This is a genomic window from Dyadobacter sp. LHD-138 (assembly GCF_030929615.1).
Classification (GTDB): Bacteria; Bacteroidota; Bacteroidia; order Cytophagales; family Spirosomataceae; genus Dyadobacter.
Map to the genome: position 1 here is coordinate 38,698 of NZ_JAVFVU010000030.1, position 14,197 is coordinate 52,894.

The 14,197-nt window shown below is 45.6% G+C and carries 9 protein-coding genes; 4 read left to right on the forward strand and 5 right to left on the reverse strand.

Annotated features, from left to right (window positions below):
* Window positions 1–30 precede the first annotated feature (30 nt).
* Both RB622_RS20945 and RB622_RS20950 read right to left on the reverse strand, forming a co-directional pair.
* The gene (locus RB622_RS20945) at window positions 31–4,422 is read right to left on the reverse strand and encodes an efflux RND transporter permease subunit (protein ID WP_308048612.1); all 4,392 of its coding nucleotides are present in this window, start codon (window positions 4,420–4,422) and stop codon (window positions 31–33) included.
* A 28-nt stretch (window positions 4,423–4,450) separates the two neighbouring features.
* Entirely contained in the window at window positions 4,451–5,842 is a 1,392-nt protein-coding gene (locus tag RB622_RS20950) for a TolC family protein (RefSeq protein WP_308048613.1), read from the reverse strand.
* Between the two features lie 237 nt (window positions 5,843–6,079).
* Here RB622_RS20950 and RB622_RS20955 point away from each other — a divergent pair, with 237 nt between their 5' ends.
* Both RB622_RS20955 and RB622_RS20960 read left to right on the forward strand, forming a co-directional pair.
* Complete coding sequence (locus tag RB622_RS20955) at window positions 6,080–6,757, forward strand: response regulator transcription factor (RefSeq protein WP_308048614.1); 678 nt, start codon at window positions 6,080–6,082, stop codon at window positions 6,755–6,757.
* Window positions 6,754–8,034 carry a HAMP domain-containing sensor histidine kinase gene (locus RB622_RS20960; protein ID WP_308048615.1) on the forward strand — a complete coding sequence of 427 codons (1,281 nt, stop codon included), beginning with the start codon at window positions 6,754–6,756 and terminating at the stop codon, window positions 8,032–8,034. Before RB622_RS20955 ends, RB622_RS20960 begins: the two co-directional genes overlap by 4 nt.
* Before the next feature lie 24 nt (window positions 8,035–8,058).
* Here RB622_RS20960 and RB622_RS20965 read toward each other — a convergent pair whose 3' ends face one another.
* Complete coding sequence (locus tag RB622_RS20965) at window positions 8,059–8,274, reverse strand: hypothetical protein (protein WP_308048616.1); 216 nt, start codon at window positions 8,272–8,274, stop codon at window positions 8,059–8,061.
* 17 nt (window positions 8,275–8,291) lie between these two features.
* Window positions 8,292–9,752, reverse strand: a complete 1,461-nt coding sequence (locus RB622_RS20970) for a hypothetical protein (protein WP_308048617.1) — start codon at window positions 9,750–9,752, stop codon at window positions 8,292–8,294.
* Window positions 9,753–9,992: 240 nt separating this feature from the next.
* Between RB622_RS20970 and RB622_RS20975 the strand changes: the two genes are divergently transcribed.
* Window positions 9,993–12,944: an FAD-linked oxidase C-terminal domain-containing protein gene (locus tag RB622_RS20975; protein ID WP_308048691.1), complete on the forward strand. Its 2,952-nt coding sequence runs from the start codon at window positions 9,993–9,995 to the stop codon at window positions 12,942–12,944.
* A 2-nt stretch (window positions 12,945–12,946) separates the two neighbouring features.
* Here RB622_RS20975 and RB622_RS20980 read toward each other — a convergent pair whose 3' ends face one another.
* Window positions 12,947–13,201, reverse strand: coding sequence for a hypothetical protein (locus RB622_RS20980; RefSeq protein ID WP_308048618.1), 255 nt, complete (start codon window positions 13,199–13,201; stop codon window positions 12,947–12,949).
* A 217-nt stretch (window positions 13,202–13,418) separates the two neighbouring features.
* Here RB622_RS20980 and RB622_RS20985 point away from each other — a divergent pair, with 217 nt between their 5' ends.
* Window positions 13,419–14,183: a hypothetical protein gene (locus RB622_RS20985; RefSeq protein WP_308048620.1), complete on the forward strand. Its 765-nt coding sequence runs from the start codon at window positions 13,419–13,421 to the stop codon at window positions 14,181–14,183.
* The last annotated feature ends 14 nt before the right edge of the window (window positions 14,184–14,197 follow it).

Genomic DNA, 14,197 nt, shown 5'->3' on the forward strand with positions numbered 1-14,197 from the left:
CCGACCTGTTTTAGTTTTTAATCAATCAAATTAATTCGCCTTGGCTGTCATTTTGGGCGTGGCTTCCAGTACCTGACCGTTACGGAATTCTTCGGAAGCTTTTTTGACGATTGGATCTCCTTCATGCAGATCTCCAAAAACTTCAACCAGCGTATCTACGACCGTTCCTCTTTTCACGGTTACCCACTCTGCTTTATTATCTTTCTGACGGATTACAAAAACCTGTTCGCTCGAACTTACAACAGACGTTGTGGGTACAAAGAGTGTTTTGGAAGTCCGCTCGGTATTTAACTGAACTTGCGCGTACATCCCGGCTTTCAAATCGCGGGCGCTGTTATCCACATCAAATTCGGTCATCATGGAACGGTTTGCTTCTGACAAACTCCTTGAACTTCTTGCATAAGTGGCTTTGTATTGCTTTTCCGGACTGGCTGTCACTGTAAATGTTACAGATCCTTTGTCGGGAATGGCACCTGTCAGATTTTCGGGAATCGCCATGGTGAGACGTAATTTGGTATTGTCTTCCAAAACAAATAAAGGTTTTGAGCCGCTTTCACCAGGCCCAACCAAAGCGCCGGGACTGATATTTCTTTCTGTGATAATACCGTTAAAAGGAGCCGTGATGGTCAGATATCTTGCCAGCTCAGATTTGGAATCCATGTGTGAGCGCGCAGCCTGCACATTTCCTCTGGCAACGGCTGTCGCAGAACTGTCCGTTAAAACCCTTGCATGGGCAATATCCAGTTCGTTCAAAGAAACGGCGCCTTTGGTTTTATTCGTGCGCAATAGCCGGTTATATGTATTACCACTGATCTGGTATTTCGTTGTGATTTCGCTTAGCGTGGCTTCCGCGGCAATAAGCTGTGCTTTGGCCTGGCTCAGTTCTGACAAAACTTCCGGTGCTTCCAACATGGCCAGTACCTGTCCTTTTGTTACCATTGAGCCGCGGTCAACCTGTACTGTTTTAATGAAACCCTTCACTTTCGGATGAATATTGACTTTATTCCAGGGCATCAGTTCTCCTGGCAGGGCCATTTTTTTCGAAGGTTGCAGGCTTTGTACATAAGTTAGTTCTGTCGTTTGGGGCTCCGCTGGCTTCTCTTCGGATTTCTTTTCAGTTTCGGCGGCTGAATTGCAGGAAACAAAAGCAACGGAGGCAACAATAAGTATGATGAATGATTTGATCGTGTTCATGGATAGGGACGGTTGAAGTTTTTTACGGAAGAAATTACTTTCAGGATCTTCTGGATCCAGGGAGACGGAATGGACGCTGGCTTTTCTTTGAACCAGGGTAAATACCGCAGGAAGGATCAGCAGGGAGGCGAGGGTAGAGGCAATCAGGCCACCGATAACGGCCTGGCCAAGCGGAGCAATCTGGTCGCCGCCTTCTCCCAAACCGGAGGCCATGGGAACCATCCCGGCGATCATCGCGATACTGGTCATCAGGATTGGACGGATCCGGCTTCCTGCGGCAAGTGTCACGGCTTTGTCTGCATCGCCCAGTTCGAGCCGTAGGTTTTCCGCATTGGTTACCATCAAAATAGCATTTGCAACGGATACCCCGACAGACATGATCAGACCCATATAGGATTGCAGGTTCAGGGTCGCGCCGGTAATCAATAACAAGCCGATTGAACCAACCACCACCGCGGGAATTGTTGAAAGTACCACCAGCGAAAGTTTGAACGATTGATACGTTGCAGCCAAAAGCAGGAACATGATTACAACCGCGATCATTAGCCCGGTTTGTAAACTGGACAATGTTTCAGTCAGCAAATTCGACTGGCCTTTCAACTCAACCAACACACCGCGCGGAGGTTCTCCGGCGTCTTTGATTGCTTTGGTAACGGCTTTTGTAGCCTTACCCAGGTCTATTTTTTGAAGGTTAGCAGTGATCGTTACCAAGCGGTTCGGACCTGCCCGATCATACTCTCCCGGGGTTGTTTTCTCTGCAAAAGTCGCTACATCGGCCAGTAGTGGGTTGCTGACTCCGGTTTTTAAAGGTATGGTTCCAATATCGTCAACCGAGGTCATCTGATGTTCAGGAATCTGCACCTGTACCTGATACGCGAGCCCTTTTGCATCATCGAGCCATAAGTTTTTATCCGTAAAGCGGCTGGACGAGGTGGCCGCCACCATGGATCTGGCCACCTGCGTAGAGGTTATGCCCAATTGTCCGGCTCTTTCACGGTCAATCGTAACAGCCAGGATCGGATATTCCAATGGCTGTGCAATCTGAATATCACGTAGGAATGGGATATGTTTCATTTCGGCTTGAATTTTCTTGGCAAATCGTCCGGCCTCTTCCACATCTTTCGCTGCGACACTGACTTCAATGGGTGTAGAAGATCCCTGGCTCATGATTTTATCGACAAGCTCAATGGGCTCGAATGAAATTTTTAATTTAGGCAGTTCTTTGCCGATTCTCTCCCGTAAACGTTCTTTCAGCGCATCCATTTGAACCGGAAAATCTTCATGTAGAGAAACCTGCAACACCGCCTCATGCGGGCCGCTGTTGAAAACGAAAATATTGGATGTACCATAACTTGAAGGTACCGTCCCGACATAGGCAGACGAGATTTCAACATGCTCCTTTCCCACCTCAGATTTGATCAGATCAAGTACTTTCAGTGTTGCTTCTTCCGTACGTTCCACACGTGTTCCGTCGGCAATTCTCAGACGCATCTGGAATTGATGACTGTTCGCTTTTGGCAGAATATCAGTCCCGATAAAAAGAAAACCTCCGATAATTAATACAACAGTGCCAACCAGATAAACGGGAACAACCAGTTTGCCCTTCGACATGATACCAGAAAGCACTTTTAGATATTTTAGTTTGAACTTCTCAAAACCGGTCGGAGGAAGTGATGGATGATCGCCTTCTTCAATGACGTCATGAATTTCTTGCGCATCCAATGCCAGCGTGGGTGCTTCATGTTTGGGATGATCTTTTAGTAACCAGTTCGCTAAAACCGGAACCAGCGTCTGTGAAAGTAAAAATGAAGCAATCATGGCAAAACCTACGGCCAGCGAAAGCGGTAAAAACATCCCTCTCGGAATACCACTCATCACAAACGAAGGCGCAAATACGGCGAGAATAGCCAGCAAAATCAGGAATTCAGGGAAGGCAATTTCCTTACAGGCATCCCAAATCGCCTGCTCTTTCGGTTTACCCATTTCCTGATGCTGGTGAATATTTTCAATGGTAACCGTCGCCTGATCCACCAGAACCCCAATGGCCAGCGCCAGACCACTTAACGTCATGATGTTGATCGTCTGCCCAAAAAGATTCATAAGAATCACCGCCGAAAGAATGGAGATGGGAATTGTTACGACCACAATAATCACGCTGCGCCAATCTCGCAGGAAAAGTAAAACCATTAAACCTGTCAGCAAGGCACCCAGAATACCTTCGGTTATCAAACTTTTCAGGGAGTTGGTAACGTAAACCGACTGGTCAAATTCATAGGAAATTTTCACATCTTCCGGAACGGCGTTTCTCAGCTGAGGAAGGGCTGCCCGGATGTTATTTACAACATCCAGCGTAGATGCATCCGATTTTTTGACCACAGGAATATACACGGCGCGTCGCCCGTTGATCAACGCATAACTTACGGTCACGTCAGCGCCATCTTCCACTGTACCCACATCGCGAACAAACACGGTAGGGCCGGCTCCGACGCGAATCGGAATGTTTAGGAAATCTTCCGGTTTCTTGATCAATGAGTTGACAGGCGTCATCAGTGTTTTATCGCCCATCCGGATGTTTCCCGCCGGTGAAGGCTGGTTATTGGTCACAATGGATTTGATGATTTCTTCCGGTGTCAAATGATAACTTCTGATTCTTTCCGGATCTACACGGATGACGATCGTGCGCTGGTTTCCACCAAAAGGCGGAGGACTCGATACGCCTTCAATTCTTGAAAACATCGGACGAACGCGGGATGAAGCAAAATCCTGGATTTCGTTCAGCGATCTTGACTTGCTTTCAAATACCATTTGTCCGATAGGTACCGAACTGGCATCAAAGCGAACAACCTGCGGCGGTACAGTACCCTCGGGCATATACGCTTTGGCCCGGGACACGTTATTGGCGACCTCGGCGGCGGCCTGCGCCATATCGGTTCCTGGATAAAATGAAAGTTTGATCAGCGAAAGTCCCTGGATCGTTTTGACATCGACATCGCGGATACCGGAAACATAAAGAAAGTGATCCTGATAACGGGTCGCGATGAAGCCATCCATCTGGTCGGGTGCCATACCACCATAGGGCTGGACCACGTAAATTGTTGGTAAATCCAGATTTGGGAAAATATCGACAGGGATGCTCCGGATCGAAAGAATGGAGAAAAACAGGATGCCAATCACAACCACCACAATGGAAATGGGTTGTCTCAAGGCTGTTCGAATGAGTTGATACATAAGCTTTAAATCTAATGAAAGGGGGCGGTTAGTTTAATTGGTTCAAGAATAATGAAAGGTCTCCGGCGGCGGCGGCTCTCATCAGCAATGCCCGCCAGGCATTACCATTGGTTATGAATTTGTCGACTTCGGCACGGTTCAGTGTGGTGACACTTTGGGCAAGGGTGAATAAGTCGGTTAATCCGCTTTCATATCGTGCTTCTGCCTGATCAAAAGCTTTTTGCGCAGCATGTAGTTGCACGGGCGTAAGCCTGGCCTGTTCCAACGAAAGTTCAAACTGCATTTCGGCCTCTCTGGTCTGGCGGTCTAGTTGAAGTTTTTGCGTATTGAAAATTTCTTTGAAACGTTCTACCTGAAATTGTTCCGCCTTGTAATCGTTTCGTACGCGCAGAATATTGGTTAAATTCCAACGGGTTGAAATGCCAAATAAGTAATTGTAAACCTGATAACTAACGCCGCTTCCGAAATCGGTCCGGTAAGCGTCGGTTTTATTAGACACGCCGGAACCTCTTCCCCAGCCGGCTGCCGTTAAGGAAACGGAGGGGAGAAATGATTTACGAACGGCCTGACTTCTGGCATAGGACGCATCGATCTGAGCCTGAGAAAAAACCAGTGACGGGTTTTTCATGAATCCCGGGGCCGTATTCATGGCTGTCGGAAGATGCGAATAAAACCGCATCGTATCGACCTGGATGTTGTCTTCCAGGTGACCGCTTAATTCGGATAGACGAAGGCGCTGTACTTTTTCGGCTCTGCTGCTTTCCAGTAATAACAACCGCGCCTTTGCATATTCTGCACTGGCAAGCGAGCTGTCAACGCCCGGACGCATGCCTGAACCAACAGCCGCATCGGTAACCTGTTTGAAAACCAGTGCTCTGTCGAGGTTTTGCTGTTGTGCTTCAACTAGCTTCTGGTTGATCAAAAGAACAAGATAAGCATCCACGATTTTAACCTGATGCTGAAAAAGCTCATTTTCATAATCAGCCTTGCTGCGGTCGATATCGGCTTTGGCAGCTTTTACATTGGCATTTACCTTGCCAAAATTGAAAACTTTCCAATCGACCAGCGCCGTTGTCGAACTTCCGAAAACACCTTTGTAAATGTTCTCCTGCCGGATTCCGCCGGAAGGGGACAAGGCGCTGCCTTCATTTGGTAAAAAAGCCCCGGTGACACTATTGTTTGTAGCAAAAGTGTACTGATCCTGAATGATCAGCGATGGTAAGTAATCCGTTTTGGCAGACTTAATCCTGCTTTCGGCGCCATGGATCTCGGCTTGCTTTGATTTCAGAAAAGGATAGTTTTGTTTACCTTCTTCCAGAATTTGCTGCAAAGTAATCTTTTGTGCGGAGGTCTGATGGCTTATTGAGAGCGCCGACAGGCTCAGAAATAAGCACAGATAATGACTTTTTAAAGACAACATTTTTTTGATTTTGACATGATAATGAATTTTTAGAAAAGGGAATTGGTGTGAACGTTGATAGTACATGGGGATAGGAGATGATTACTAACAAAGAAATTTTAAACGAAACTAAAGGGCAATTCTGGAAACATTTGGGAATGCCAGAGAATCAGTCATCTATATTTTAAGAAATACCAGATTTCCTAAATATTTCCAATATCTCCGGCTAGTTTTGTCGATCAAATACCAATGCTGTAAATGAAAATACTTGTTGTTGAAGATGAAAAGGGGCTGGCAGAAAGTATAGTGGATTATCTGAGCAAGGAAGGATTTACCTGCGAAGTCGCAAATACTTTTTGGCAAGCGGATGAAAAAGTGAGTTTATATCAATACGACTGTACCATTGTAGATCTCACGTTGCCCGACGGGGAGGGATTTGGTATTATTGAAACTTTGAAAAAAATTGCCGCCACGACAGGGATTATTATCATTTCTGCACGCAATACGCTGGAAGACAAAATTAAAGGACTTGAAATTGGTTCCGATGATTATATGACAAAGCCATTTCATCTTTCAGAGCTGAACGCACGTGTGAAATCACTGATACGGCGACGGAATTTTGGTGGAAATAATGATATGATCTGGCGTGAAATCACGGTGCAGCTGCAAGCCCGGAAAGTTTTTGTGAACGAACGGGAAACGCTTTTGTCCAGGAAAGAATATGACCTTTTACTTTATTTTCTTTCCAATATTGATGTCGCGCTGACGAAAGAGTCGATCGCCGAACACCTTTGGGGTGATCACATGGATTCGGCTGATTCGTTGGATATGGTTTACTCACACATCAAAAACCTGCGCCGCAAAATTCTCGAAAGGGGCGGGAAGGATTATATTCAGTCTATTTATGGTATCGGTTATAAATTTACTGCGTCTTGAAATTACTTGAAAAAACCAGCCGCATTTATTTGCTGGCTTCTCTGGTCATTTATCTCGCCGTGGGGGTGGCTTTTTACTGGATCATTAAATACATGATCTATGACGAGGTGGAAACCAGATTGAAAGTTGAAATGCGTGATTTTGAGTCTTTTATTCATACCCACGACACCTGGAACAACAATTCCTATTTTGTAGAAAACAAGATTGAGGTGGTTCCGGTTTACGGAGCATATGATCATTCGGTCATTTTCAAAGACACGCTCATTCAGAATCGTTATGACGAGGGCATCGGACCGTTTCGCCAGGTAACTTTTTATACGGTTATCGGCGGAGTGCCACACCGCATCGCGATCCGTAAATCCATGATTGAGTCCTATAAACTGATCGAAGCTATTTCTGCCGCGATGATTACTTTTTTGGGTTTGCTGATGATCAGTATGTTTTTGTTTCAAAGGCGGTTGTCGGGAAAACTTTGGAAGCCTTTTTATGACACGCTCACCAGGATTAAGGAATTTGACCTGACCCAGAAAGAAAAATTACAGCTTCCGCAGAGTGAGGTTACGGAGTTTAGTGAGCTGGATGACGTGCTCAAAAAAATGGCCGATAAGATGCAGCATGATTACACCAGTCTCAAAGAATTTACCGAAAACGCGTCTCACGAGATCCAGACGCCGCTCGCGCTGATTAACGCAAGGGTAGAACAGTTTATCCAATCGAAAGACCTGAGCGAAAATCACACCTACTGGATTGAAGAAATATACCATGCGTCGCGTAGAATGTCACGGTTGAATCAAGGCTTGTTATTACTGGCTAAAATCGAAAATCAGCAATTTACAGAGGCGGAAGACATTGATCTTACGGAGCTTTTAAAGAATAAATTGCCGGATTTTGAAGATATCATCCGGCATAAGGAAATTGACGTGGAAATGAATCTGACCGGAAGTTTTGACATCCACATGTCGCATGCACTGGCAGATATTTTTTTGAATAACATTTTAAGCAACGCAATCCGTCACAATCTTTCCAAGGGTAAAATTTGTCTGGAATCTGATGCCGGTTTTATTCGCATCAGCAACACCGGGCACGATCTGAAGGCCGATCCGGAACGACTGTTTGAAAGATTTAAAAAGGAATCCGCCGGTTCTGAATCGGTGGGATTGGGCCTTGCGATTGTCAAACAGATCTGTGATAACTATGGGCTTGCCGTTGCGTATACCTATCATGAAACAATCCACTCGATCCTGATTCGCCCGGAGGTGAAGGAGGGGAATGGATAGTTTTACGATTATTGGAAAAGAGTGCTACTCGGACAGCGCTTCTTCTCTTCGGATCTTCCTGTAATCCGCTGCATTGGGCTCTTCAATCGGAAAGTTTTTTGACTCATATAAGTTGACCATCGAGACCAAAAGATCAAGCTCTTTGGCGTCTTCGCTGCCTGATGCGGCATCAAAGATTTGGTCAATGCGGTCAATTACTTTGTTGTATTCTTCCTCGGTTTCCATTTGTTTGATTTTCATTGTGTGTTAAAAAAAACTCACTTCCCAATCGCCTTCATAATATCCTTCTCCAAAGTTTTGTTGTTGGGGAATTCCTGCGGTATCCAGCGATCCACGATTTTTCCTGCTGCATCCAGTACGATAAAAGGGTAACGGATATCGACGGCATATTTTTGTTTCAGCAATTCGGTACTTTCTTCCGATGCCCACAAATGTTTTACGCCATTTCTGGCCTGTGTGTAGGGTTTCCAGCTTTGGAAGGACATTCCGGATATCATCGTGATGTAAACGAAATTAACCTTATCCGCATACTTTGTTTCCATTGCTTTCATCCCCGGCTCATGCGCCCCAATGTTGAAGGCGAAAACCATCACCGTGGGTTTGCCAGTCAGTTGTTTCAAAGAAACGGCCGCACTGTCGCGATCAAGCAAGGTGAAATCCGGCGCGACAGAACCTGAAGTCAGTTTTGATTTGGTTTCAAGCAGTTTTGTGAAATAATCCGTGTACTCTGATTTTGGATATTTTGTTTTATAATCTGCTAACAAAGTCTGACTGGTTTCCAGGGTTGGAATTGCCGTAGCGGCATAATTAAGCCAATAAGTCAGCAGGTATTCCTGCTGTTTCGGATGATTTTGGAGCTTTCCCTTACTGAAATGATATACATCCGTGATCGCCTTGGGGCTCAGTTCATAGCGTGTAGCGGAATCGAGCGGGAATTTTCTGGTGGTTGGAATAAGTACCCAGTTACGCAGTTCGTCACGATACGACTGGCTTAACAAAGCATCGTCCGGCAGCAGTTTGAAGTTGTTCAGCGTCAGATCTTCCAGGTCTTTCTGCTGTGCGGATTCCAGCTTTTTAGCCCGGTTCCGGCGCATTATTTTTTCCTGCAACAACCGGTGGATCACGAACGGTTCTGTCGTCGTGGTGGCGCTAACGTAGGCGTCGAATGCAGGAACGGGTGCATTCGAAGTTTTGAAAGCAGCATAAGCCGTTTGTCTTACCTTTTGCAGACTGTCGCTTTGCTGCGCCACACTTTTGTTGTCGATCTGAGAAGGTTTATATCCAAAAACCGGGAGGTACTGGTATTGATTTTCCAGGAAATAGGTTTTCAGGAAATCCTGATAAGCAGCATTTTTACCGGAAAAAACAACATGGGCATTTCCCGAAAACGTCGCCGTAAGGTCATCTCCCGGCTGGATAAACAGCATCCAGGTCTTATTCACACCGCCACCGCTGTATTGTAAACGGATAATTTTAGGTTCAGAAAGAGCTGTGCTGACGCGCTCGCTTGTTTTTTCTTTAAAATCAATCATCGCGAGAGGTTCCAGTTTGGTATCTGCAAGACCGATGCCCAGGTTGGGGTGAAAATGGACATCCTCCAATACCAGCGAAACGATCGCTTGTTCCGGCTTTGGCGTCGTTAAGGTGATGGTTGCATTTTTTTGCGCAAACGATAACAGGCTGGAAAGAAGGAAAATAAGTGTGGTAATTTTTTTCATATAAAGCTGGGATTACTTTTTTGTTGCTAATTGAATAAGGAATTAATATTCAAAGGTTTATAAGTTAATTTCTTGGCGTCATTATTCCAATAATTGTGCCAATATCGGATTTCTTTTCCTGAATACGAATGATCTGGTCGTGATGGTTCCTTTTTTAACATGGTAAAGTTATCTTTGAGGGCGAAACCGCGTTTCCTGAACGATAAGAAAATACTTGCCTTAGCAAGTGACGAATACATGATGAACCGCCTTACCTTACTGGATTTTAATTCCCTCAAAAACGGATTTACAGGAGAGCTCTATTACGACGACTCGACCTTACACACAGCCCAGAGACATATTTATGCAACGGATGCGTCGGTATATCAGGAAATGCCGCTGGCTGTTGCTTTACCACGAACGGTGGTGGATATCCAGAAGCTGATCAAATTTGCCAATGAACAAAAGCTGACGCTGATTCCAAGGGCCGCCGGAACGTCGCTGGCAGGGCAGGTGGTGGGAAAGGGAATTGTCGTGGATATTTCAAAACATTTCGGGGCCATTCTGGAAGTGAATGCGGAGGAAAAGTGGGTGAGGGTTCAACCTGGTGTGATCCGTGATGATTTGAATAAATATCTTGCGCCGTATGGCCTGTTGTTTGGTCCGGAAACTTCCACGGCAAGCCGTGCGATGATTGGCGGGATGATCGGCAATAATTCCTGCGGGCTGCATTCGATCACCTGGGGTGCTACACGGGATCATTTGCTTGAAGTGAAAGCGTTATTGTCGGATGGTTCGGAAGCGGTTTTTAAAAATGCAGAAACGGCGGAGTATGTTAAAAAAATAGCTGTAACGAATGGCAGTAAAAGGGAACAGGCGATTTATGCCGGGATGTGGGGCATACTTTCCAATCCGGTTGATCAGGATTTGATTAAAAAACAATTTGCCAAGCCGACCGTAACGCGTCGGAATTCAGGTTATGCGCTGGATGCACTGGTGAATAATTTTGAAAAGAACCAGGTAAACCTTTGTAATCTGATTGCAGGCTCGGAAGGTACGTTGTGTTTTGTCACCGAGGCAAAAATTGCGCTGGTGGATCTGCCGCCCGCTTCGGTCGGTGTCGTTTGTGTGCATGCCAACACACTTGCGGAGTCCCTGCATGCGAACCGGGTTGCCATGAAACATAGCCCGAAAGCATCCGAGCTGGTGGACCGGTACATTATGGATTTTACTAAAAGGCATCATGTTTATTCTGAAAACCGGTTTTTTCTGGAAGGAGATCCGGCTGCATTGCTGATGGTTGAGTTTTGGGGAGAGGATGATGCGCAGGTGAAAAAGCAAGCCGATGCACTGATAGCGGATTTACTTGCCGAGCAACTTGGCTACGCTTATCCGTTACTGTTTGGCGACGAAGCGAATAAAGCCTGGGAAATCAGAAAGGCGGGTTTGGGGTTAATCAGAAATTTGCCAGGTGATACGCAGCCGGTTAATTTGATCGAGGACTGCGCGGTAGCCGTTGAGGATTTGCCGGAATATATTGAAGATCTTGAAAAATTGATCGCTGATCATGGATTGCACGCTTCTTATTATGCCCATGCCGGAGCGGGGGAGCTGCATGTGGAGCCGATGATCAACCTTAAAACGAGTGAAGGAAAACAGAAATTCAGGCAGGTACTAGCGGATACGGCGGTACTTGTTAAAAAATACAACGGAGCGCTTTCCGGAGAGCATGGAGACGGGCGCTTGCGCGGTGAATTTATTCCCTTTATGATGGGGGAAGAAGTTTACGAGATTTTCAAGCAGGTGAAAAGAATCTGGGATCCGAACGGCATTTTTAATGCGAACAAGATCGTGGACACGCCTCCAATGAACGAGTTTTTGCGTTATGAGCAGGATAAGGAAAAGCCGGTGATCAGTACCACTTTTGACTTTTCAAAAGATGAAAGCATGCTTCGTCTGGCTGAAAAATGCAGCGGCTCGGGGGATTGCCGGAAAACGGAGCTGACAGGTGGCACGATGTGTCCGAGTTATATGGCTACGCGTAAGGAGCGGGACACGACCCGCGCAAGGGCTAATATTTTAAGGCAATATTTAACGCCGGGGGCCGCACAGACAGCAAGTGCAACAACACCTGAGATGGTGAAAGAAGTGCTGGATCTATGCCTTTCCTGCAAAGGCTGCAAGTCTGAATGTCCTTCCAGTGTTGATGTCGGAAAAATGAAGGCGGAGTTTACCCAGCAATACTATGAGACCCATGCAATTCCTTTAAGAACGAGTTTGATCGCGAATTTTGGAAAACAAATGAAACTTGCTTCCATTGCGCCCTGGGCTTTCAATGCTGTTTTTGGTACCACTGCGATAAGAAAAGTGGCGAATAAAATGGTTGGTTTTCATCCTGACCGGTCGATGCCGTTGCTGCACAGCACGACACTGAAAAACTGGTGGAAAAAGCACAACAGAAATACTTCCAATGCCAATACGCATTCGAAAGTATTTCTTTTCTGTGACGAATTTACCAACTATAACGATGTTGAAATCGGTAAGAAGGCGGTTCTGCTTTTAGAAAAGCTGGGTTATGAAGTAGTTATTCCCGAGCATGAAGAGTCGGGGAGGTCATACCTTTCGAAGGGTTTGGTTAAAGAAGCGCAGAAGCTGGCGGTTCGAAATGTGGAGTTGTTAAAAGACATTATCACGCAAAAAACACCCCTGATCGGCATAGAGCCTTCTGCGATTTTGTCATTCCGGGATGAGTATATTGATCTGGTTCCCGAGCATTTGAAAATTGCGGCGCAGGATATTGCCGCCCATGCGCTGTTATTTGAAGAATTTATTTCGAGGGAAATTGACGCGAAAAGGATAACCAAAGATGCTTTCAGCACGGAACAGCGTCTGATCAAATTGCACGGTCATTGCCATCAAAAGGCTTTGTCGTCATTGACAACTTCCAAAAAGGCTTTATCGATTCCTGAAAATTATAAGGTTCAGTTGATTCCTTCCGGATGTTGTGGGATGGCTGGTTCTTTTGGTTATGAAGAAGAGCATTATGAAGTTTCCATGCAGGTAGGGGAGCTGGTGCTTTTCCCGACCGTCCGCCTGCAGCCCGAAGAAGTTATCATTGCCGCACCAGGAACCAGCTGCCGACACCAGATTAAAGATGGTACCGGTCGAAAGGCAAAACATCCGATAGAAATATTATGGGAGGCGCTGAATTAACGCTACTTGGTGCCTCCCACGCCTTTCATCATCGTATCTGGATGAACTTCCGTTAATGTATCTGACGCCGCGCTGTCTGCTTGCATGATTGCATCGGCTGACGGCCTGTCGGATTCGCTGAAATTTTTATCTTGACTAAAAAAGCTGCCCCAGAAAGCGATGATCATTAAAATGATGCCACCGCCTATGACCCATTTCCAAACTTTCTTGGTATTTTTAGTAGCTCTTGCCTCTTTATCTGTTTCTTCCCTGTCCATGATCGTATTGATTTGGTTTACTTAGAACAGTACCATTTTTGTGCCAAGCCGAAATGTTTCTATTTAATAATGGTTAGGTGAAATTGTGTTGAGTAAATTACCCTTAAATGGATTAAAACGAACAAAAAGTATACTAAAAAACGTTGGTTCTTTGTTTAGCTACATAGTATTCTTACCAAATCGTAATGATATGATTCTTAATAAAATTCACTCCCCTATGACAAAGTTTCGTTTTTGCTTCTTAATGTTAATAACGCTTTTATTATCGATTCAAATTGAAGAGGTTAAGGCGCAGGATACCAGAAATTTTTTCTCGGTCACGGGCGGTTATAGCCTGCCCGTTGGAGAGCTTGCCAAGGAAAAATTGAATGATCCACTTGCTGGTTTGGCTGGTTCCGGCTATTTCGGCCAGGTTAGTTATGACCATAGAATCGCGCGCTGGTTTGGGATAAAATTATCCGGAAGTTTTAATCAGAATAACACCAATTCTGATCCAATCGTAGGTAAGGCCAATACGTATGCTGAGGCGATCGGACGAACATATGCCTGGGATAGCAACGTTTCAAAGTGGAAACTTGGTGCAGCATTAATCGGACCGGCTCTTTATCTTAATTTCAATAGAGTGCAGATCGAAGCACATGTTCAGGGAGGTATTGTGAAGGCAACAACACCTTCGGTATTGTTAGTCGGGCGGCAAATAAATGCGAGCGGGGAACTGGTTGAGGGAGCGAAGGAGATTCATGTTAGCCTGAATCATGCGACGGTAAACCCGATCGGTTTCGGAGCAGGGTTGAGTTTACGTTTGCCCATAGCAGGTGCTTTGTTTTTCCATTTGAGTGGTGATGTGATCGGAGCGAAGGCGGAGGTGAAAGATCTGGCGATAAAGGCAGAAGTTGAAGGTTTTCAATATAGTGACAGGATCAATGAAAGCAGATTTATTGGCGTTGTCAATATTGGTGCAGGCTTGGGGATAGCATTTTAGCAAAGACGAAGGTA

What these genes read in the sequence shown, in the direction of transcription:
- RB622_RS20950 (WP_308048613.1), bottom strand. Translation starts at nt 5,842, where the DNA reads ATGTTGTCTTTAAAAAGTCATTATCTGTGCTTATTTCTGAGCCTGTCG.
- RB622_RS20970 (WP_308048617.1), bottom strand. Translation starts at nt 9,752, where the DNA reads ATGAAAAAAATTACCACACTTATTTTCCTTCTTTCCAGCCTGTTATCG.
- RB622_RS20980 (WP_308048618.1), bottom strand. Translation starts at nt 13,201, where the DNA reads ATGGACAGGGAAGAAACAGATAAAGAGGCAAGAGCTACTAAAAATACC.
- RB622_RS20985 (WP_308048620.1), top strand. Translation starts at nt 13,419, where the DNA reads ATGACAAAGTTTCGTTTTTGCTTCTTAATGTTAATAACGCTTTTATTA.
- RB622_RS20965 (WP_308048616.1), bottom strand. Translation starts at nt 8,274, where the DNA reads ATGAAAATCAAACAAATGGAAACCGAGGAAGAATACAACAAAGTAATT.
- RB622_RS20975 (WP_308048691.1), top strand. Translation starts at nt 9,993, where the DNA reads ATGAACCGCCTTACCTTACTGGATTTTAATTCCCTCAAAAACGGATTT.
- RB622_RS20945 (WP_308048612.1), bottom strand. Translation starts at nt 4,422, where the DNA reads ATGTATCAACTCATTCGAACAGCCTTGAGACAACCCATTTCCATTGTG.
- RB622_RS20955 (WP_308048614.1), top strand. Translation starts at nt 6,080, where the DNA reads ATGAAAATACTTGTTGTTGAAGATGAAAAGGGGCTGGCAGAAAGTATA.